This is a genomic window from Rhodococcus sp. T9N (assembly GCF_024436645.1).
In the GTDB taxonomy this organism is placed as follows: Bacteria; Actinomycetota; Actinomycetes; order Mycobacteriales; family Mycobacteriaceae; genus Rhodococcus_F; species Rhodococcus_F qingshengii.
Genome location: NZ_JAMSKS010000007.1, coordinates 251,144 through 270,743, shown reverse-complemented (window position 1 = coordinate 270,743; position 19,600 = coordinate 251,144). Strand labels below are relative to the sequence as shown.

Below are 19,600 nucleotides of genomic sequence, written 5' to 3'. Positions count from 1 at the left end.
AAGCGAAACGGAGGTCGCCTGAAACACCCTCATCCACAGGTCTTGACAATATCTCATGGACCGGGATCAGTTGCGGGAGATGGCGATAGATGCGATCGCAGACCTGACTCCGAAAAAGGGGAGAGGCGCTGCGTGGGAGAAGGTGTTGGGAGCGGCGGTTAAGAAGCTCGGGCCGAACTGGACGATCATCGGGAGCGGGTTGCGAGCCAAGCTGCTGCACACTCCGGTGCGATGGTTTTTCGACACCGTCGGGATCGATCCGATTCCCAACCGTGAGAAACTGACGATTACTCACCTACCACTCATCGAACCCCTCGATCCCGGAACACTCACTGAGTGGCAGGACCACTACGACAGCAGGCATAGCGGACACGACTACCATGGCCGCCAGATTGATATCTTTGATACCGTCTCCCTGCCGAGCTAGTGATCTGGTGGGCTGAGGGGCCAGCATCCGAGCTGTTCGACGCACGATCGATGGAGGCACTCACCCCACTCCGTAAGAAGCAGTACCTTGAGCGCAATCAGTCGGGTCCAGCACGCTGGACAATCTTGGCGGGGCTGCGTGTGATCACTGACACCGGTTCACCGCTCGAGGTTATCGACAACGCGATTGAATACTTCCGCGGCCGGGCTGACGACCCGGCAGGTCCACTTGTCATGTTCTGGGAACAGTTTCGTGAGGTCGCTGCTGCCGGTGATCGAGAGAGGACACTGCGGTGGCTCGACGAGCATCGACGTGCCACGGTACGTGAGCACTGCGCGCTACCGGCGGTGTTCGCCGACGTTCTCGAAGACCTGGGCAACGGCTAGCCATGTGAGTACAAGAATCTCGAATTTACTTCGACCACAACACTTCAAGAGGAGAAATCAATGGACCACTGGGTCGTCGTCCCGGAACAGCCAGGGTTTGTCGGGGATCGCACAGTTGTCGATACCGCAACCTCGCCGCCGACCGTGGAGAGGGCGCACTTCGTGTTGACCCGGCAACCTACCGACGGACTGATCGGTGCCGGCCCGCTGGTGTTGGTGGACCGTGAGACCGCGGAAGCGTTCGAGGACAACGTCTTCGGTGAAGTGTCCCTTCATCCGGCGGACCTCGATACGGACCCGGCGTCGGGGTTGTTGCGGGTTCCCGACTTCGTGTGGTGTCAGGTGCATGGGCAAGCGGGGATGCTCGATATCGGCCTCACCGAGGACGGCCGCCTGGTGATGTCGGGGCAAGCGTTGTTGGTGTTCCACTCTTTCGGTGGCGGCATCGACAACGCCACCATCTCCGAATGGCTCGGCTGAACCAACTTGCCCTACATATGCTTTGCCGTGGTGAAACTATGTCATGGCATGCCTTGAGCGCAGCGCGCTCCCCCAAGCCGCCGTGATCGAGGAACTACCCACTGACACTTTGATCCGGTTGGGAGACAAGCCTATGCACGTCCATGCCGCCGACATCGTGGCAGTGCGCGCAGTGTCGGGCTATGGAGATCAGGTCGGATTGGAAAGGACGGGGCGATGAGCATAGTCGGGCGATGGCCGACCGTGATCGGATATTGGGGCACGCGGGTGCAGTCGAGTCAGGAAGTGGCGCAGACGATGCGGGCCTTCCTCGACGATCTGGAAGAGATCGACCCGGAGTTGGCGTTGCCGTGGGTGTACACCAAAAAACTGGACAAAGGCCCCGCGGATCTCAGTGTGGACGGGTTGGTGAAAATCTTCGAGCATTCCCGCTCGAAGGAGATGGGGTATTCGGACACCCCCGGACCGGGGTACAGCATCGGTTTGTCGCCCGAGGACGGGACCGCGCGGCGGATTATCGCCGGGGTCGGCGGCTTAGAAACCAGCGCCCCCAACAGTGTCCGGGTGTCGTTGCCGACGGAGACGCAGCTCACCGACAGCACCCGGCAGCTGCTCGGCCCTGACATCGGAGACGCGATCATGAAAGTTATCGTCAAGCATTGGAAACCGGATCGAGCTCGGTGGAGCATCGGCGACTACATAGATCTTCAGAAGCGGTCGAAAGCTGAGGTCGAGGTGGGATGGGAAACATACTTCCATTCAGGAGTTACGTTCGATCGCAGCGCGCTGCCCCAATCTGCGGTGGTAGAGGAACTGCCCACTGGCACGTTGATTCGGTTGGGGGACAAGCCTATGCAGGTCGCTGCCGCCGACATCGTGGCGGTGCGGGCGGCGTTGGGTTATCCGGTGTAGGCCACGCAACGGGTCCGGAGTTCACCATTGCATCAGACGTCGAGAAATGTGTTAACCGGATGGCCTGCTTCGCCTTTCGATAGTATTGCCAGATGGCACCCCGAGCCGACTTGCTCGCGTGGCTCCTCGATTCGGATCCGGCGATTCGGTGGCAGGTGGAGCGCGACCTGCTGAACGAAGCGCCCACTGTGTGGGCGGCGACGCGCGCGTCGATCGCTACCAAAGGATTTGGTGCACGCCTGCTTTCATTGCAGGATCGAGACGGCCAATGGGCGGGTGGGGCGTTCTTCCCGGCAGAATTCGACTTCGTGGGACCCGAAGCAGCAGAAGAAGGTTCGCAACCCTGGACAGCAACTACTTGGACGCTCAACTCCTTGCGTGAGTGGGGCCTCGACGCCAGTGTTCTGCGGGAGCGTCGTACCGCAGAACTGCTCGCGGAGAACTGTCGCTGGGAGTACGAGGGCCGGCCGTACTGGGACGGTGAGGTCGATTGCTGCATCAACGCCTGGACGGTGGCAAACGGTGTGTGGCTCGACATGCGCGTTGATGAACTGGCTGATTGGTTTGTGCGGCATCAACTTCCGGATGGTGGTTGGAACTGCGAGTGGATCGAAGGTTCGACCCGATCGTCGTTCCATTCGACCCTCAATTCACTCAAAGGGCTTCTCGCGTACGAGATCGCGACCGGGGGAACAATTGAGACGCGCGCGGCTCGACGATCCGGTGAGGAATTCTTGCTGCAGCGCGGTCTGTTCCGGAGACTCTCGACCGGGGAACCGGTGGGGGACTGGATCGGCCGGTTCGCGTACCCGTTCCGGTGGCGTTACAACGTGCTCAACGCAGCCGACTACTTCCGCGAAGCGTCGTTGTCGGATGGAAATGAGCCTGATCCGCGAATGGCGGACGCGATCGAGATGATCCGGGCCGCTCGAGCCTCGGATGGGACGTGGCTCCAGGCCGGTCGCCAACCGGGGCGGGTGTGGTTCGAGGTCGACACAAAGGCGGGGGAGCCGTCGAAGTGGCTGACTTTGTCCGGCATCCGAGTGCTCGCCTGGTGGGATCAATCCTCCCCTCTAGGGTTCTGCATAACAAAAGAGTTACAGCGAAAGTCATTTCACCTTCAAAGGTTATCGAAAGGTGATCTTTGATCTTCCAGTCGAAATATCCAGTACGGATTAAGAACATATTAACGACAGGATTGCCCTCAGTGCGGTGAAGGTTAATCATCTGAACAGGTGAGAAGATGTTCGGTGAAATTACCTACCCGATTGGATAGGCGGGTCACCGACGTTGGTAATCGCATAAGGTGCTCGCGATTGTCTTGGTTAGGGAGCTAAGTCCCGAGCTGGAAACGGCATTTCTGCTCCGAAAGTGGCGCTCACCTGCGGCTACGTTCCCCATTTTGCAGGACTTAAACCACTTTCGGCGAGATTTAGTCTCGCAATTGCAGGTTGTGGAGCGTCCGCAATGTTTAGGCAAAGTCCCATCTTTTCCCAGAACAATGCTCTACTAAACGTGAAAACCGGATGTTCCCCCGATTTTGCTGAGAAGGTGCAACTATGGGGCGTAGCGTAACTGTCGCAGCGAACCGGAACATCGCGAATTGCTGCTCTAACCAATGACTTTGTTCAGGTCCGAATAATGCTCGGAGGTCGTCGATGTCGATGGAAATGGTGTTAGCCGAAGCAGTGATAGACAGTGGGGACACGGCGTGGGTGCTGATCTCCGCGGGTCTGGTTCTCTTCATGGTTCCCGGACTCGCCTTCTTCTACGCCGGTCTGGTGCGTGGTAGCAGTGCGCTCGTCATGTTGCAGCAGAACCTCGTCCCACTCGGACTCGTCTCGATTACCTGGGTCGTGTTCGGATACAGCTTCGCGTTCAGTGGAGACTGGGGTTCCGGCTTCCTCGGTGACCTCAAATTGTTCGGCTTGCAGGACATACACACAGCCGCCGCCCCGGGCTTCCACCTGATCGAAGGTGCAGTCGCGGTACCGACTCTGGCGTTCGTGGTCTATCAGATGATGTTCGCGATCATCACGCCCGCGCTGATCACCGGTGCGACCGCAAACCGGCTCAAGCCCTTGGGCTGGGCCGTTCTGCTCGTGCTGTGGTCGATCATCGTCTACCCCCCGATTGCGCACTGGCTCTTCAATCCCGAAGGCTGGTTGGCGCTCCGCGGAGCTCAGGACTGGGCCGGCGGAATTGTCGTCCACGCATCCGCCGGCGCCGCCGCCCTGGCAATCTTGCTGGTGGTCGGTAAACGTCCGGGATGGCCCAACGCCGAGGCAGTCCCGCACTCGGTGCCTCTGGCGTTGATCGGCGCAGGCATCCTGTGGTTCGGCTGGTTCGGATTCAACGCAGGCGACGGATTGGCCGCCGATGGTGTTGCGGCACAAGCCTTGATGAACACTCACATCGCCGCAGCGGGCGGTATGGTCGTCTGGCTCGTCATCGAAAGGTACACCGAGGGCAAGGCCACGGCGATCGGCGGAATCACCGGCGCGGTAGCCGGTCTCGCGACCGTCACCCCTTGCGCCGGCTTCGTCAGCACCTTCTCCGCGTTGGCGATCGGCGCGCTTGCCGGACTGGTCTGCCACTTCGCGCTCGCGCTCAAGTCGATCTTCAAGTTCGACGACGCGCTCGACGTCATCGCGGTCCACTTCATCGGCGGCATCCTCGGTTCACTCCTTCTCGGTTTGTTCGGCGAAAAAGCCATCAATTCGATCGGCCGCGACGGACTCTTCTTCGGCGGCGGGGCAGGACTACTCGGCGAGCAGGCGCTGGCGTTGATCGTCGTCATCGCTTTCTCGTTCGTGGTGACCTGGCTGATCGCCACGGGCATCGAGAAGACCATCGGTCTCAAGCTGGCCCCGAAAGACCAGGTGGACATCGACCGTCGTCAGCAAGGCATGGACGCATACCGCTACAACGCCGCATTCGTGGACGCGGGTGGTGCGCCGCAGACCAGCGGGTTCGACTCGGGGGTCCTGGTCGAGGGGGCAAAACTTGTTCCGAACCTCGGCGCCCCGAAGCACGAACTCATCACCGCGGTATTGCAGACCATCGAGTCTGAGAAGCTACGGGAGGCGCTGCTGGCCGCCGGAGCGGAGTCGATAGTCGTATCGGAAGCGCATGTCTCCGCGAGTGACTCGGCCTCGCTCAAGTTCCGCGGACAACGCAACGACGTCGTGTTCACCGAGCGGTTGCGTGTCGAGGTGCTGGTCGCCTCGGAACATGCACAGGCGGTTCTGGACGCGATCAACGAGTACTCGGGCGGCAGGAGGAGCGGTTTCGTCCAGCAAGCGGCCGAACCTCTCACCGAAGCGACGGAACAGGGGAGCTGACATGTATTCGACGACAGGGAGTTACCGCATGATCGACAAGGAGCGTTCAGAATGCATCTGACACCGCGAGAACTCGACAAGCTGACAATCCTCATGTTGGCGGATGTCGCACTGAGGCGAAAGGCAAAGGGGCTCAAACTCAATCACCCGGAGTCCGTCGCAGTTATCACTGCAGCCGCCCTGGAGGGAGCTCGGGAGGGCAAGACTCTCGAGGAGGTCATGGCCGACGCATCGCACGCCTTGACGGTCGACGACGTGATGGACGGTGTGGCGGAGATGATTCCACGTGTGCAGGTCGAGGCGGTGTTCCTCGACGGTAGCCGGCTCGTCACCGTGCACTCTCCGATCCAGTAGCCCGACCGAGATGTCAGGAGCACTCCAAGATGGCAAGCAAATCGACGAAGAAGGATTCCGGCGGCGAGAAGAAAGTACCGGTCGGCGGATACGTGTTGCGGGACGAGCCGATCGAACTCAACGAGGGCCGTCCACGTTTGAAGTTGCGAGTCCGAAACACCGGTGACCGTCCCATCCAGGTGGGTTCGCACTACCACTTCATGGAAGTCAATCGCGCGTTGTCCTTCGATCGTGAACAGTCCTTCGGCTGGCGCCTCGACATTCCCGCGGGCACGGCGGTCAGGTTCGAGCCGGGCGACGAGAAGGAAGTGACGTTGGTGCCGTTCGGCGGCAAGCAACGAGTGCAAGGCTTCAACGGACTTGTCGACGGTTGGGCGCCGACCCACGCCGCCTACCGGCCGAGGCTCCCCGGAGCCGTCCAGCGTGCCGAAGAACTCGGCTTCCTGTCCGAACCTCAAACCGACTGATTCTCGTTCACGGCGGACGAAGGAGAGCAACACCCATGACAAGCATTTCGAGACAAGAGTATTCGGGTCTGTTCGGGGTCACCACGGGTGACCAGATCAGGCTGGGTAATACCGACCTGTACATCGAGGTCGAGGAAGATCTTCGAACGATCGGCGACGAGTCGATCTACGGCGGCGGCAAGACGCTGCGCGACGGCATGGGCCAGGATCCGGAGTCGTGCAGCATCGACGGTGCCCTCGACCTCGTGATCACCAACGTGGTCATCGTCGATGCAACCATCGGCGTCGTCAAGGCAGACGTGGGAATCAAAGACGGCAAGATCGTCGGCTGGGGCAAGGCGGGAAACTCCAGCACGATGGAAGGCGTCACCCCGGGGCTGACCACCGGTCCGGCGACCGACGCGATTTCCGGTGAGCAGATGATCCTCACTGCAGCCGGCATCGATCCGCACGTGCACCTCGTGTCACCACAGCAGGCGTACCACGCGCTCAGTGGGGGAGTGACGACGCTGATCGGTGGCGGCATCGGCCCGACCGACGGAACCAACGGCACCACCATCACTTCCGGTATCTGGAACATGGAGATGATGCTCAAGGCCAACGAGGGTTTGCCGGTCAACGTCTGCATGTTGGGCAAGGGGAACTCGTCCGGGCATCAGTCGCTGGTCGAACAGATCAAGGCCGGTGCGGCCGGTCTGAAGGTCCACGAGGACTGGGGCGCGACACCGGCCACAATTCGTGAGTCTCTTCGGGTGGCAGACGAAATGGACGTTCAGGTCGCCATTCACACGGATACCCTCAATGAGGCCGGATACGTCGAGGACACCATCGCGGCCTTCGAAGGCCGTACCATTCACACCTATCACAGCGAGGGTGCGGGTGGTGGTCACGCACCCGACATTCTGCGGGTGACGGGCGAGGACAACGTACTTCCGGCGTCGACCAATCCGACGTTGCCGTACGGCATCAACACTCAGGCCGAGCTCTTCGACATGATCATGGTCTGTCACAACCTCAATCCCAAAGTGCCCTCGGATGTTTCGTTTGCCGAGTCCCGCGTTCGCGCCGAGACGATCGGTGCCGAGAACGTACTGCAGGACATGGGCGTCATCTCGATGTTCTCGAGTGACTCACAGGCGATGGGCCGGGTTGGAGAAAACTGGCTACGCGCGATCCAAACAGCGGACTGCATGAAGCGGTCCCGCGGAAAGCTGCCCGAGGATTCACCGACGCACGACAACTTCCGCGTGTTGCGCTACGTCGCGAAGGTCACGATCAATCCCGCGTTGACGTTTGGTCTTTCGCATGTGGTCGGGTCGATCGGTGTCGGGAAGATGGCGGATCTTGTTCTCTGGGAGCCCGCATTTTTCGGTGCGAAGCCGAAGACGATCATCAAGAACGGTCTGATCAGTTGGCATGCCATGGGAGATCCGAATGCTTCACTCCCGACACCACAACCGGTGATCTACCGGCCGATGTTCGGTGGATTCGGCAAGGCGTTGCCGCAGAGTTCGGTCTCGTTCGTCTCGCGAGCGGCACTCGACGACGGCATCAAGGACCGGCTCGGTCTCGAACGTCAGGTTGTTGCTGTCGAGGGGACCAGAACAGTCACCAAGCGTGATCTGGTTCGCAACTCGGCCACTCCGGAAATCAAGGTGGACCCGGAGACCTTCGCGGTGACTGCGGACGGCGTCCACGCATACGTCGAACCTGCCGAATCCATTCGCTTGAACCAACTTTACTTCTTCAGTTAGGGGTCTCCAGTGTCGGGAACAATCACACACACGCACGGCGCCGATGCGACGCCACACACGCACGGCGAGATGACCGCGCCGAGCGGAAAGCCGACGCGAGTCGACGCGCTGCTCGGGAAGGAGACCGACGAGGAGTGGGCCGGTCGACTCGACAATGCGGTAGTCGACGTCTTGTCGCTCGATCAGTGGGAAGCGCAGAAGAGTCGGTTACGACGCACCACGATCGGTGGCCGTGAATTGGCCGTCTCGCTCGATCGGGGTATTCAGTTGCAGGACGGCGACATTCTGCTGTGGGACGAGCAGGCGAACACCGTCGTCGTGGCGAGGATCAACCTCAAGGACGTGTTGGAGATCGACCTGAGCGCACTGGTCGAGGTGACGCCCGAGAAGATGATTCAGACGTGCTTGGAGTTGGGACATGCCGTGGGTAACCAGCACTGGCCTGCGGTGGTGAAGGGAATGAAGGTCTACGTTCCGTTGACGGTCGACAAGGCGGTCATGGGCTCGGTGATGCGGACACATGCTTTCGAGGGCATCGAGTACACCTTCATCCCGGGCGCCGAGGTAATTCCCTACATCGCTCCACACGAGGCACGCCGTTTGTTCGGTGCGGCCGCGCGTGAGGGCGAGGGGCATACCCATGACCCTCTCGTCTGAGGGATCCGGGCTCAGCATCAACCGCGCGATGCGGATGATGCAGTTTTCCGATTCCATGTTCCCGGTCGGTTCCTTCTCGTTCTCCAACGGTTTGGAATCGGCCGTGGCGCAGGGAATTGTCACGGGTGGTCCGTCGCTGCGGGAGTTTGTGCTCTCGGCCGCCCATCAGGGCGCGACGTGCGACGGTATCGCCGTACTCGCGGCGCACCGGGGTGCGGCAGCCGGTGATTTCTCGGCGATCCTCGCCGCTGATCATGCAGTGATCGAACGCAAACTCAACGAAGAAGCACGCACGATGAGTACCCGCATGGGTAAGAAGTTGGCCGAACTCGGCGGGCGCTTGGCCGGTGAGACCCTGTTCAACAAGTGGTTGGCCGCGATCGCATCGGGGGAGACGCCGGGTACCTACCCCGTCGGCCTCGGAATTGCTTTCGCGGAGATGGGTTCTCCGGAAGAGGACGCTTTCACGGTCAATCAGTACGGTGTCGCGATGACGTTGCTCGGCGCTGCCCTTCGTATCGTCCGAGTCGATCACCTCACGACGCAAGAGATTCTGTTCGAGGTCAATCAGAGCGCCGGCCGTGAGTACGCCGCAGTGCGTGACTACGGACTCGACGACATGTCCAATTTCGCCCCGATGATCGACATTCTGGCTGCGGTGCACGTCAAGGCGCACGTCCGAATGTTCATGAACTAGAAGGAGAACGATGAAGAAGACAACGCGCATCGGAATCGGCGGACCCGTGGGTTCGGGTAAGACCGCGCTCATCGAGGCGATCACACCGGAGTTCATCAAGCGGGGCACCAGCGTTCTGATCATCACCAACGACGTGGTCACCACCGAAGATGCCAAGCATGTGCGCAAGGCTCTCAAAGGTGTTCTCGTGGAGGAACGTATCGTCGGCGTAGAGACGGGAGCCTGCCCCCACACCGCCGTCCGCGAAGACCCGAGTATGAATCTCGCGGCGGTCGAGGACATGGAGAAGACGTTCCCCGACACCGACGTGGTGTTCATCGAAAGTGGCGGCGACAACCTCACACTGACGTTCAGTCCGGCTCTCGTCGACTTCTTCATCTATGTCATCGATGTGGCCGCAGGCGACAAGATTCCGCGCAAGAACGGTCCGGGAATCTCGCAGTCCGACATCCTGGTCATCAACAAGACCGATCTCGCACCGTACGTCAACGCCGATCTCGGAGTCATGGATCGCGACTCCAAGGGGATGCGCGGCGACAAGCCGTTCGTCTTCACCAATTGCATGACCGGGGAAGGCATCAAGGAAGTGGTGGACCTCATCGTGCACGGAGTCCTCTTCGACGAAGAGGAAGTGGGAGCGAGCGCACCGTGAGCGCAACGTCCGTCCCGGGAGCATCGCGGTCGCTCCCGGGGCCGATCCCGACCATCCCGGAACTCGACCAGTACCAGGACCAGCCGAAGCAGGCCCCGGCCGGCAAGGTCGGGAAGACCGGCGTTCTCGAGATGCGATTTGTCGACCGTGGCGACAAGACGATTCTGCGGGACATGTACCGCAAGACACCGCTGCTCGTTCAGCAGGCGCTGTACTGGGACGAAGCGTTGCCGACCATGCCGTGCGTCTACATGATCTCGACGTCCGGCAGTGTGTTGCAAGGCGATCGACTGTTCCTGACCATCGAGATGGAACCGGGTTCCCTCGCGCACGTGACCACTCAGTCGGCCACCAAGGTTCACCGGATGGATGCCAATCACGCGTCGCAACTCCAGAAAGTGGTGCTCGCGGAGAATTCGTATCTCGAACTGATGCCCGGGGTGACGATCCCACACCGCAACGCGAGGTACTACGCGCGCACCGACATCACGGTGGATCCGACTGCAACGCTGTTGTTCTCGGAGATCGTGATGTCGGGTCGCAAGTACCACGACGGCGGAGAGATGTTCGTCTACGACCTGTACTCCACAATGATCAAGGCGGAGCGTCCGGACGGGAAGAACCTCTTCACCGAGAAATTGGTGATCGAACCGGCACGCTTCCCCGTGCGATACGGCGGAATCATGGGCGACCACGACGTGTTCGGCAATGTCATCCTGCTGACACCGAAGGAGCACGCCGACGCGATTCTCGAAGAGGTAGTTCCGGGCCGTGACGGCAAGGTCGTTTCCGGAGCGAGTCGGCTACCGAACGACGCCGGTCTCATCTTCAAAGTCCTCGGTCCGGAGAGCGAACCCGTCAAGGCGAAGGTTCGTGATTTCTGGGCTCTGGTGCGAAAGGCAGTTCTGGACACCACCATTCCGCCCGTCCCGCTGTGGGGATGACGCGGATCGTCGGAGAAGGATCGAGGGACGTGCGATGACCACCATCACCAAACCCTGGGACGACGTCGCGGACAAGAACGTCGTGCTCAGATTCATCGACACCAATCTCAAAGGCTCCGGGCAGGTGATGTTCCAGGGCAATGCGCTGACGGGCCTGCTGTTTCTGGTCGGTATCTTCTGGGGAGCGATAGCCGCGGACACGATCACCGTCGCAATTGGTGCCGTGGTGGGTCTGGTGGTATCCACCGTCACCGGCATGATGCTGCACTCCGACGACGATTCGATGCGTATCGGCCTGTACGGATACAACGGAGTTCTTGTGGGAGCTGCCTTTCCGACGTTCCTTGCCGGCGGTGTGATGCTGTGGATCTACCTCGTGGTGGGAGCTGCCGCGTCGACGATCGCGTTCCTGGCCGTTGCCAATGTCTTCAAGACGTGGGGCGTACCGGCGCTGACCTTTCCGTTCAACCTCGTCAACTGGTTCTTCCTCCTCGCGGCGTTCCAGTTCCTGCGGATCGAAACGTCAGACCTCAGCGCGGGCCAGTTTCCCCAGCACATCGGGGACGCGTCAGTTCATGCCGAAATTACTTTCAGCTTCCTGTGGGACACGCTGTTCCGCAACGTCTCCCAGATCTTTCTGATCAACAACACCGTCACCGGCATTATCTTCGTGATCGCGCTGCTGGTCGCGTCGCGTTGGGCGGCGTTGTTCGCGCTCATCGGTTCCGCGATAGCGATGGGTTCGGTACTGGCGCTGGGCGCAAACACCGTCGACATCGGCAATGGTCTCTACGGGCTCAGTTCGGTGCTGACGGCAATTGCTCTCGGATCGGTGTTCTACAACCCGTCGTGGCGTGTGTTCGTCTACACCGTCTTCGGAGTACTGGTGACTGTTGTCATCCACGGCACGCTGGTGTCTGCCTTTGCTCCGATCAGCCTGCCGGCCGGAACGGGCCCGTTCGTCTTCGCGACGTGGCTGTTCCTGCTGCCGAAGAAGAAGTTCGTTCCCATCCAACACGACACCATCGAGGGTGGAGCGGCCGAGGGCAAGGATTCGATCGCGAAGGCGAACGGATAGGGCTCGAACGGGCAGAAGTTCCTAGATCGTTCCGCTATGGCACCCTCGCGAACCGGTATCACTCGAGTATTGTCTGGCCTTCGGTAGTCGGGCATGGTCGAAGCATGACCGTGCAGGTAGTTGTGATGGGTGTGGCCGGTGCTGGAAAAAGCACCGTGGCAGTGGGTCTCGCCACGTCTCTCGGGGCAGACTTCGTCGACGGTGACGATCTGCACCCCGAGTCCAATGTCGCCAAAATGCGTTCGGGGACACCGTTGACCGACGAAGACCGTGTGCCGTGGCTCGACGCGATCGCGGCCTGGCTTTCCGAGCGTGCCGATGCGGGACGAACAGGCGTCGTTGCCTGTTCGGCTCTGCGAAAGGACTATCGGGGCCGGTTGCGCCCGGACGGTCTCGACGTGCAGTTCGTCCACCTGGCCGGTGATTTCGAGACTATCTCCGCACGTATGCGTTTCCGCGCCGGGCACTTCATGCCGGAGAGTCTGCTCATCTCCCAGTTCGAGGCTCTCGAACCGCTTACAGACGACGAGCGCGGCATCACGCTGAATGTCGTCTCCGAACCGAGCACACTGGTGGGCGAGGCAGTCGACTACATCCATACATCTCAGAGGAGCGTCACAGCGTGAGTAGCACCGCAAGCCCCGGCCCGTTCGACATTTCCGGGAAGGTCGCGCTGGTGACGGGTTCGAGCCGAGGCATCGGCTCGGCCCTCGCGACTGGTCTCGCCGAGGCGGGTGCGGTGGTGGTGCTCAACAGCCGAAATTCCGACGTGCTCGAAGCCGAGCGTCGACGCATCGCCGACGCGACCGGCGCAACGGTGCACGCATACGCGTTCGACGTCACCGATTCGGCCGCCGTCCGGGATGCGGCGACACGCATCGAGGCGGAGGTCGGCCCGGTCGAGATCGTTGTCAACAACACCGGCGTGCAGCACCGCGCCCCGCTTCTCGAGTTCGGCGACGACGACTTCCGGCGTGTCATGGACACCAACCTGACCAGTGCGTTCTACGTCGGACGTGAATTCGCCCGCGGCATGGTCGAGCGCGGACACGGGAAGATCGTCAACATCTGCTCGGTGCAGAGCGAACTCGGCCGAGCGGGAATCGCACCGTACGCAGCCAGCAAGGGCGGGCTCAAGATGCTCACCCGCGGGATGTGCGCCGACTGGGCACCCTTCGGTTTGCAGATCAACGCGATCGCACCGGGATACTTCGACACCGAACTGACCTCTGCGCTGGTCAACGATCCGGAGTTCACCGCGTGGCTCGCCAAGCGGACACCCGCCGGACGTTGGGGCCGTACGGAGGAGCTGATCGGGTCGCTACTGTTCTTGGCCTCCCCGGCTTCGGATTTCGTCAACGGTCAGATCCTCTACGTCGACGGCGGAATGACGGCCGTCGTCTGATTGTCCGCTGTTAGATCGTCCGCTACTCGAACAGAAAGCACCCACATGACAGACGCCAGCGCCCCTCGCATCCACCTCGGTCCCGTCGAGGATCCTCACGTCGCCGACGGAATACGCCGAGCCGGTGGAGTTCTCGTTCCACTGGCAGACGCCGAGGGCGTCGTGTGGGTACACGGGCCGGAGACGTTCCCGTCGTCGCTACCCGATTCGGTTCGCTGGGTGCAGTTGCCGTTCGCCGGCATCGAGCCCTGGTTCGACGCCAAGGTGATCGACGACAAGCGGGTCTGGACGTCTGCTGCCGGAGCGTACGCGGGCAATGTTGCCGAACATACGATGATGCTTCTCCTCGCCGGAGTTCGTTCTCTCCCCGAACAATTGGCGGCGCAGTCGTGGCGCAAGGAAGAGTTCGACCCGCGGGTGGGCACTTTGCAGGGCTCGACAGTGGCGATCATCGGTTGCGGCGGAATCGGCCGTGCGTTGATCCCGTACCTCGCCGCGTCCAAAGTCAAGGTCATCGCGATCACCCGCTCCGGGACCCCTGTCGAGGGTGCTTCCGAAACGCTCTCGGCCGACCGCACCGGCGAAATCTGGTCCAAGGCAGATCACTTCGTGATCGCAGCACCGTCGACATCCGCGACGCGGCATCTGGTCGGCAAGGCCGAACTGGACCAGATGTCGGAGTCGAGCTGGATCGTGAACATCGCGCGTGGCACCCTCGTCGACACGGACGCATTGGTCGACGCACTGGAAGCCGGTTCGATCGGCGGGGCGGCACTGGACGTCACCGATCCCGAGCCGTTGCCGGACGGGCATCGGTTGTGGAAGCTGCCCAACGCGATCATCACTCCACACGTCGCCAACCCGGCTACGACGCTCACCCGCGTCCTGGCAGATCACGTTGCAGCCAACGTCGCCCGATTCGCCGCAGGTGAGGACCTCGCCGCCGTGATCGATCCGTCGGCGGGCTACTGACCGCTCGCGTTGGTTCCCTTCACGTAATCGGCAACGACGGTGCGCAGAACATCGCGCACCGCCTCGGCCGGTTTGGAGAGGGGCTGATTGGCCGGGGTGCCAAGGGAGACATGCACTTCGATGCCCGGCTCGATGCGTCGTAGCTCGAGCGCTTCGACGTCCATGACCCTGCGGGCCACCGACCACGGCAGAACCGTCGCGCCCAATCCGGTGCGTACGGCCTCGGACAGCGTCATCACCGATTCCACTTCGGCCACGACGTTCGGTTGCTGCTCTGCACGGTCGAAAGCCTGCTCCACCACCTTGCGGATGGTGTGCATCCGACCCGGAAGCAATAGTGGCAGTTCGGCGATCTCGGGCAGGGAGATGTCGGATCCCGATTCGCCTGCCAGTCCGGTACCGAACGGGGCAACCACCACCAGCTCCTCGGTGAGCAAGCGTTCGAACGTCACACCCTTGATCGGGCCGGCGTCGTACAACAACGCCAGATCCATGCGACCGGTCATCATCGCTTCGCTGAGCACGCCACCGAAGTTCTCGTTGATGTGCAACAAGATATTCGGGTGCTGCTCGCGCACACGGGCCAAGAGCGGCAAGGCGATTGCCGTCGCGGTGCTGTACGGGGCGAGGCCGACCGAGACGCCACCCGCCAGCGCCCGTCCGACCACGGACACCTCGGCCTGGGCACTCTCCACCTGACGCAGAATCACCTGAGCATGCCGATAGAGTGCGTGCCCCGCATCGGTCGGCTCGACACCCTGTTTGCTGCGGATCAGAAGTTGCTGACCGAACTGCGTTTCCAGCGACGTCATCTGTTGGCTCAGGGCGGGTTGTGCGATGTGCAGGATGTCGGCGGCTCGGGTGATGCTGCCGGCATCGACAATTCGTACGAACGAGTAGAGCCTTCTCGTGTCCATGCTGTGCAAACTACCAGCTCAACGGACATATCGAATTCCGATCACCCCAACGCGAAACGGTATTAACAACCCTTTGGCGTTCCTGAGTAGCGTCCCAGAAACACCGAAGTCGACACACAGAACTTCGACAGTCGGACCAACCACGGGCAACGGCGCCCGTACGAACAAGTAAACGAACCGGAAGGACCGAAATGGCAACCAGCATCGATCTTGTCGCCGATCTCGGCGAAGGTTTCGGCACGTGGACCATGGGCGCCGACGATGCTCTGCTCGACACGCTGACTTCGGCCAACATCGCTTGCGGATTCCATGCAGGCGATCCACGAACCATGGATGCGACCGTGCGGGGGTGCGTATCGCGCGGTATCGGCATCGGCGCGCATCCGAGTTTTCCGGACCTCGCCGGATTCGGACGTCGCGCGATGGATCTCAGTGAGAACGAGGTCCGAACCGACGTGCTGTTCCAACTCGGCGCCCTTCACGCCTTTGCGGTCGCGAGCGGAACGTCGTTGTCGCACATCGCTCCCCACGGCAAGCTCGGGAATCTTGTTGCCGTACGCCAGGATTACGCGCGCGCCGTCGTCGATGCGGTCGCGGCCTTCGATCCGTCGTTGATCGTGCTCGCCCAGGACGGGGCGTTGGCCGACGAGGCGACTGCCCGCGGATTGAGCGTCGGCATCGTCGGAATCGCGGATCGCGCATACAACTCCGACGGAACTCTCGTGCCCCGCAGCGAGCCGGGAGCGGTGATTCACGACGTCGACGTTCTGGTCGAGCGGACCGTTCGGATGGTGGTCGAGGAAGTCGTCGAAGCTGTGGACGGCACGTTGATCCCGGTTGTCGCCGATACGGTCCTCGTGCACGGTGACAACCCCGGTGCCGTCGCGAACGCGAAGGCGATTCGCGCCGCGCTCGAGGCCGCCGGTGTCACCATTGCGCCGCTGACCCGGGTCGTGGCGTCACGGCGGGCCCGTGATGTCGGGTGTTCCGCGTGAAGACCTACGTCGCCGACTGCGGTGACGCCGCCGTTCGCGTCAGTGTCAGCGGCGGGACCGCCGAGCAGAACTGGAACACCGTTCGATCGATCGCTGCACGTTTCGATCTCGGTGCCGACGGCATCGTCAGCGTCATCCCGACATACGACGCCCTGCTGGTCGAGTTCGACAACCTCCTCACCGACCACGACGCCGTCCGCGGCCTGGTTCGCGAAGCAACGACTATCCCCCGACCGCTGGAAGGTGAACCTAGGACGTTCGAGATCCCCGTCGTCTACGGGGGCGAACACGGCCCGGACCTGGGTGATACAGCGCGGTTTCTCGGCGTCACCGAAGCCGAAGTGGTGCGCCTTCACTCCGCAGCCCCGTTGGTCATGCGTTGCTACGGCTCACCCGGCGGCGCCCCGATGCTCGACGGCCCGGCGTTCGGCCTTCCCATCCCGCGCCGATCGAGCCCGCGACCGCACGTCGCGGCCGGTTCCGTTGCGGTGGCCGGACGTCAGGCAGTCGTTTCGGCCAGGCCTGCGCCCGGCGGTTGGGCAGTGATCGGCCGGACCCCGCTCATCTTGGTCGATCCGGCGTCGGAGCAGATTTCTGCCTACCGCCCGGGCGATCTGTTCGTCTTCCGTGCGATCGACGCCGATCGCTGGGACGACTTCGACGGACGCTCGCTCCTGCCCGTAGGGGGTGATCCCCATGGCTGAGACCGTCACCGTCCTGACTCCCGGAATCAGCTCCGTCCAGGATTTGGGGCGTGGATCGGCGTCACAGTTCGGTCAGGCGACGGGCGGCGCAGCCGACCAGATCAGCGCGGAGATCGCCAACGCGTTGGTGGGTAGTAGGCGCGAGGCCCCGCTACTGGAGTTGACGGCCCTCGACTTTTCAGCGTCGGCGTCCACGGATCTGCTGATCGCCGTCACGGGTGCACCCGCAACGGTGACGGTGGACGGACATCGGCAACCGCAGTGGGAACCGATCGTCTGGCGAGCCGGTCAGCGGCTTGCCGTCACCGGAATCCACGACGGATTGCGCGTCTACGTCGCCGTCCACGGAGAGCTGACGGCCGACTACCTCCTGGGCAGCTGCGCTCCCGACCAGGTCCTCGGATTCGGCCGTCACTTGACCGCGGGGGAGACGCTGGTCGTCGACACCGACTGCCCGCCGATCGACCACCCGGTCTTCCGGCTACCGCTGTTCCGGTTGTTGCCCGACCGACCGTCCTTCGGCAACGTGTGGACGCTCGACGTGACCGACGGCCCCGACATCGACGACTTCGGGGAGAGTGCAGCCGCGCTGTTCGGCACCGAATTCGTGGTGGGCGATCAGAGCAATCACATCGGGCTTCGGCTGGCATCTACCGATGAGCAGCCGCTCCCACAGCGCACCGGCACCGGCGAGGTCCTCTCGCGCGGCGTCCCCATCGGTGCCGTCGAAGTACCCGCTGGCAACGAACTTCTGGTCCTGCATCGAGGTAGAGGCGTCACCGCCGGTTATCCGGTGCTGGCAGTCGTCACCACCGTTTCACTCTCACAGCTGGGACAGGCCCGACCCGGGCACCGCGTCCGATTCCGGAACTGCAGCGTCGCAACGGCGGTTGCAGAGCACCGCGAACAGCAGCACCGCATCGCCTTGCTGAGGCGGCGTGTGGAGAACGTATTCACCACCCTCCGGATACCTCTTCACACCTCGGAAGCCCGAGTACCGAGCCACGTCGGCACCACACGCCCCGCGAGCGCTCCGCGCCGCGCGTCTATTTTGGAGACAGCATGACCAACACCATCGAAGCGGTAGACGGCCAGGTAGCCGACCCGCGCAAGGTCCGGAAAGTCGTCGCAGCGGGCTGCGTCGGCATCTTCGTCGAGCTCTACGACAACGGTGTCTTCGCGTTCATGGCGACGGCACTGGCCATCGTGTTCTTCGACGTATCGAAGTCGAGCGACGCGCTGATGCTGGTGTTCGCCGGCTACGCGGTCTCGTTCTTCGTTCGGCCCCTCGGCGCGGTGGTCTGCGGCATCCTCGGCGACCGGATCGGTCGACAGAAGATGTTGGTGTTCGTCATCATGCTGATCAGCGTGGCGACCGCCGGTATCGGCTTGCTGCCCACCTACGCGGCCATCGGTATCGCGGCACCGGCACTGCTGATCTTTCTGCGGATCGTGCAGGGATTCTCCGTCGGTGGTGAAGCTGCCGGCGCCATGACGTTCCTCGCCGAACACGCCCCGGAAGGCAAGCGCGGCTTGATCACGAGCTACGCGCAGATCGCGTCGTTCCTCGCACTGCTGACCGGAACGATGATCGCGTTTGCCATGTCGCCGTGGCTCAACGCCGACGCGATCAACGGCGGCGGACTCGCATCGTGGGCGTGGCGCATCCCGTTCCTCATGGCCATTCCGATGGGAATCATCGGCTGGTACATCCGCCGCGCGATCTCCGATACCCCGAACTTCGAGCGGCTCAAGGAATCCGGCGGTTTGTCGCGCAATCCGCTCAAGGAAGCATTCTCCACTCCCGAGCACCGTCGCGCCATGATCCTCGCCCTGTTCATTCCCCTGATGAATGGTTCCGGCTACTACGTTCTGTTCTCGTACATGCCCACGTTCCTCAAAGGCGATCAGATCGGATTCTCGACCGGGACAGCGCTTCTCGTCACCGCCTCCAGCCTGGTCGCGATCTGCTTCGCGATTCCGTTCATGGGTGCTCTCTCCGACCGGATCGGTCGCAAGAAGGTCATCGCCGGTGCAGCTGCGGCAATGGCGATCGGAGCGATCCCCTGCTATGCCATGATCGTGACCGGCAACGTCGGCCTCGCCGTTCTCGGTGCCTGCCTCATGGCAGTGATCTTCGCCGGGCACACAGCCGTCATCCACATCCTGATCGTCGAACTGTTCCCCACGCGGGTTCGCTACTCCGCCTACGGTTTGGGTTACAACATCTCGTCCGCACTCTTCGGTGGTACCGCACCGTTGTTGATGACCTGGTTGATCCCCGAATTCGGTATCTACGTTCCCGCCTTCTACGCGGTCATCACTGCAATCGGCACGCTGATCGCGGTCAGCACCATCACCGATCGCGCCCACGTTCCGCTACGCGACACTCTGTGACTTCTCGCGTGAGTCACTCCTGATCCGGCCCGGTGGCCGCCTGCAGTCCGCGGCGGCC

The 19,600-nt window shown here is 62.1% G+C and carries 23 protein-coding genes; 22 read left to right on the top strand and 1 reads right to left on the bottom strand.

The window, feature by feature from the left end:
- Positions 1 to 55: 55 nt before the first annotated feature.
- The 18 genes from M1L53_RS14985 to M1L53_RS14900 all read left to right on the top strand — a co-directional run bounded on the left by M1L53_RS14985 (position 56) and on the right by M1L53_RS14900 (position 14,529).
- Complete coding sequence (locus M1L53_RS14985) at positions 56 to 427, top strand: hypothetical protein (RefSeq protein ID WP_261949227.1); 372 nt, start codon at positions 56 to 58, stop codon at positions 425 to 427.
- A gap of 50 nt (positions 428 to 477) precedes the next feature.
- A complete protein-coding gene (locus M1L53_RS14980; RefSeq protein ID WP_142006291.1) occupies positions 478 to 813 on the top strand; it encodes a hypothetical protein in 336 nt (111 codons plus the stop codon).
- Between the two features lie 60 nt (positions 814 to 873).
- On the top strand, positions 874 to 1,293 hold the full coding sequence (locus M1L53_RS14975; RefSeq protein ID WP_030535789.1) for a hypothetical protein: 420 nt from the start codon (positions 874 to 876) through the stop codon (positions 1,291 to 1,293).
- Between the two features lie 43 nt (positions 1,294 to 1,336).
- Positions 1,337 to 1,513 (top strand): hypothetical protein, encoded by a 177-nt coding sequence (locus M1L53_RS14970; RefSeq protein WP_155277918.1) that lies wholly within the window; start codon positions 1,337 to 1,339, stop codon positions 1,511 to 1,513.
- Positions 1,510 to 2,205, top strand: a complete 696-nt coding sequence (locus tag M1L53_RS14965) for an Imm52 family immunity protein (RefSeq protein ID WP_228232375.1) — start codon at positions 1,510 to 1,512, stop codon at positions 2,203 to 2,205. Before M1L53_RS14970 ends, M1L53_RS14965 begins: the two co-directional genes overlap by 4 nt.
- A 92-nt stretch (positions 2,206 to 2,297) precedes the next feature.
- Positions 2,298 to 3,353 carry a squalene cyclase gene (locus M1L53_RS14960; protein ID WP_230691743.1) on the top strand — a complete coding sequence of 352 codons (1,056 nt, stop codon included), beginning with the start codon at positions 2,298 to 2,300 and terminating at the stop codon, positions 3,351 to 3,353.
- Positions 3,354 to 3,863: 510 nt separating this feature from the next.
- Positions 3,864 to 5,549, top strand: coding sequence for an ammonium transporter (amt, locus tag M1L53_RS14955; RefSeq protein WP_007731720.1), 1,686 nt, complete (start codon positions 3,864 to 3,866; stop codon positions 5,547 to 5,549).
- 51 nt (positions 5,550 to 5,600) lie between these two features.
- Positions 5,601 to 5,903 carry an urease subunit gamma gene (locus tag M1L53_RS14950; RefSeq protein ID WP_007731718.1) on the top strand — a complete coding sequence of 101 codons (303 nt, stop codon included), beginning with the start codon at positions 5,601 to 5,603 and terminating at the stop codon, positions 5,901 to 5,903.
- 29 nt (positions 5,904 to 5,932) lie between these two features.
- Positions 5,933 to 6,370, top strand: a complete 438-nt coding sequence (locus M1L53_RS14945) for an urease subunit beta (RefSeq protein ID WP_003943812.1) — start codon at positions 5,933 to 5,935, stop codon at positions 6,368 to 6,370.
- Between the two features lie 35 nt (positions 6,371 to 6,405).
- The gene (locus tag M1L53_RS14940) at positions 6,406 to 8,124 is read left to right on the top strand and encodes an urease subunit alpha (RefSeq protein ID WP_003943847.1); all 1,719 of its coding nucleotides are present in this window, start codon (positions 6,406 to 6,408) and stop codon (positions 8,122 to 8,124) included.
- 9 nt (positions 8,125 to 8,133) lie between these two features.
- Positions 8,134 to 8,781: an urease accessory protein UreE gene (gene ureE, locus M1L53_RS14935; protein ID WP_050655600.1), complete on the top strand. Its 648-nt coding sequence runs from the start codon at positions 8,134 to 8,136 to the stop codon at positions 8,779 to 8,781.
- A complete protein-coding gene (locus M1L53_RS14930) occupies positions 8,765 to 9,478 on the top strand; it encodes an urease accessory protein UreF (protein WP_047271507.1) in 714 nt (237 codons plus the stop codon). The genes ureE and M1L53_RS14930 overlap by 17 nt, the downstream gene beginning before the upstream one ends.
- A 10-nt stretch (positions 9,479 to 9,488) precedes the next feature.
- A complete protein-coding gene (gene ureG, locus M1L53_RS14925) occupies positions 9,489 to 10,130 on the top strand; it encodes an urease accessory protein UreG (protein WP_007731713.1) in 642 nt (213 codons plus the stop codon).
- Complete coding sequence (locus M1L53_RS14920) at positions 10,127 to 11,074, top strand: urease accessory protein UreD (RefSeq protein WP_007731712.1); 948 nt, start codon at positions 10,127 to 10,129, stop codon at positions 11,072 to 11,074. Before ureG ends, M1L53_RS14920 begins: the two co-directional genes overlap by 4 nt.
- A gap of 34 nt (positions 11,075 to 11,108) precedes the next feature.
- The gene (gene yut / locus M1L53_RS14915; RefSeq protein ID WP_030535783.1) at positions 11,109 to 12,152 is read left to right on the top strand and encodes an urea transporter; all 1,044 of its coding nucleotides are present in this window, start codon (positions 11,109 to 11,111) and stop codon (positions 12,150 to 12,152) included.
- A 104-nt stretch (positions 12,153 to 12,256) separates the two neighbouring features.
- Positions 12,257 to 12,778 (top strand): gluconokinase, encoded by a 522-nt coding sequence (locus tag M1L53_RS14910; RefSeq protein ID WP_030535782.1) that lies wholly within the window; start codon positions 12,257 to 12,259, stop codon positions 12,776 to 12,778.
- The gene (locus M1L53_RS14905; RefSeq protein ID WP_007731708.1) at positions 12,775 to 13,557 is read left to right on the top strand and encodes an SDR family oxidoreductase; all 783 of its coding nucleotides are present in this window, start codon (positions 12,775 to 12,777) and stop codon (positions 13,555 to 13,557) included. The genes M1L53_RS14910 and M1L53_RS14905 overlap by 4 nt, the downstream gene beginning before the upstream one ends.
- Positions 13,558 to 13,602: 45 nt before the next feature.
- Positions 13,603 to 14,529: a D-isomer specific 2-hydroxyacid dehydrogenase family protein gene (locus M1L53_RS14900; RefSeq protein ID WP_030535781.1), complete on the top strand. Its 927-nt coding sequence runs from the start codon at positions 13,603 to 13,605 to the stop codon at positions 14,527 to 14,529.
- On the opposite strand, the gene nac is transcribed toward M1L53_RS14900, so the two are convergent.
- Positions 14,523 to 15,446, bottom strand: coding sequence for a nitrogen assimilation transcriptional regulator NAC (nac, locus tag M1L53_RS14895; RefSeq protein WP_030535780.1), 924 nt, complete (start codon positions 15,444 to 15,446; stop codon positions 14,523 to 14,525). The two genes, M1L53_RS14900 and nac, sit on opposite strands and share 7 nt — an antisense overlap.
- A gap of 191 nt (positions 15,447 to 15,637) precedes the next feature.
- Here nac and M1L53_RS14890 point away from each other — a divergent pair, with 191 nt between their 5' ends.
- From M1L53_RS14890 to M1L53_RS14875, 4 genes are read left to right on the top strand one after another with little or no spacing between them, the layout of a single operon-like run.
- Positions 15,638 to 16,441 carry a LamB/YcsF family protein gene (locus M1L53_RS14890; RefSeq protein ID WP_007731705.1) on the top strand — a complete coding sequence of 268 codons (804 nt, stop codon included), beginning with the start codon at positions 15,638 to 15,640 and terminating at the stop codon, positions 16,439 to 16,441.
- Complete coding sequence (locus tag M1L53_RS14885; protein WP_172403470.1) at positions 16,438 to 17,145, top strand: allophanate hydrolase subunit 1; 708 nt, start codon at positions 16,438 to 16,440, stop codon at positions 17,143 to 17,145. Before M1L53_RS14890 ends, M1L53_RS14885 begins: the two co-directional genes overlap by 4 nt.
- Positions 17,138 to 18,211: a biotin-dependent carboxyltransferase family protein gene (locus M1L53_RS14880; protein WP_007731701.1), complete on the top strand. Its 1,074-nt coding sequence runs from the start codon at positions 17,138 to 17,140 to the stop codon at positions 18,209 to 18,211. Before M1L53_RS14885 ends, M1L53_RS14880 begins: the two co-directional genes overlap by 8 nt.
- Entirely contained in the window at positions 18,208 to 19,542 is a 1,335-nt protein-coding gene (locus M1L53_RS14875; protein ID WP_047271513.1) for an MFS transporter, read from the top strand. The genes M1L53_RS14880 and M1L53_RS14875 overlap by 4 nt, the downstream gene beginning before the upstream one ends.
- Positions 19,543 to 19,600 lie beyond the last annotated feature (58 nt).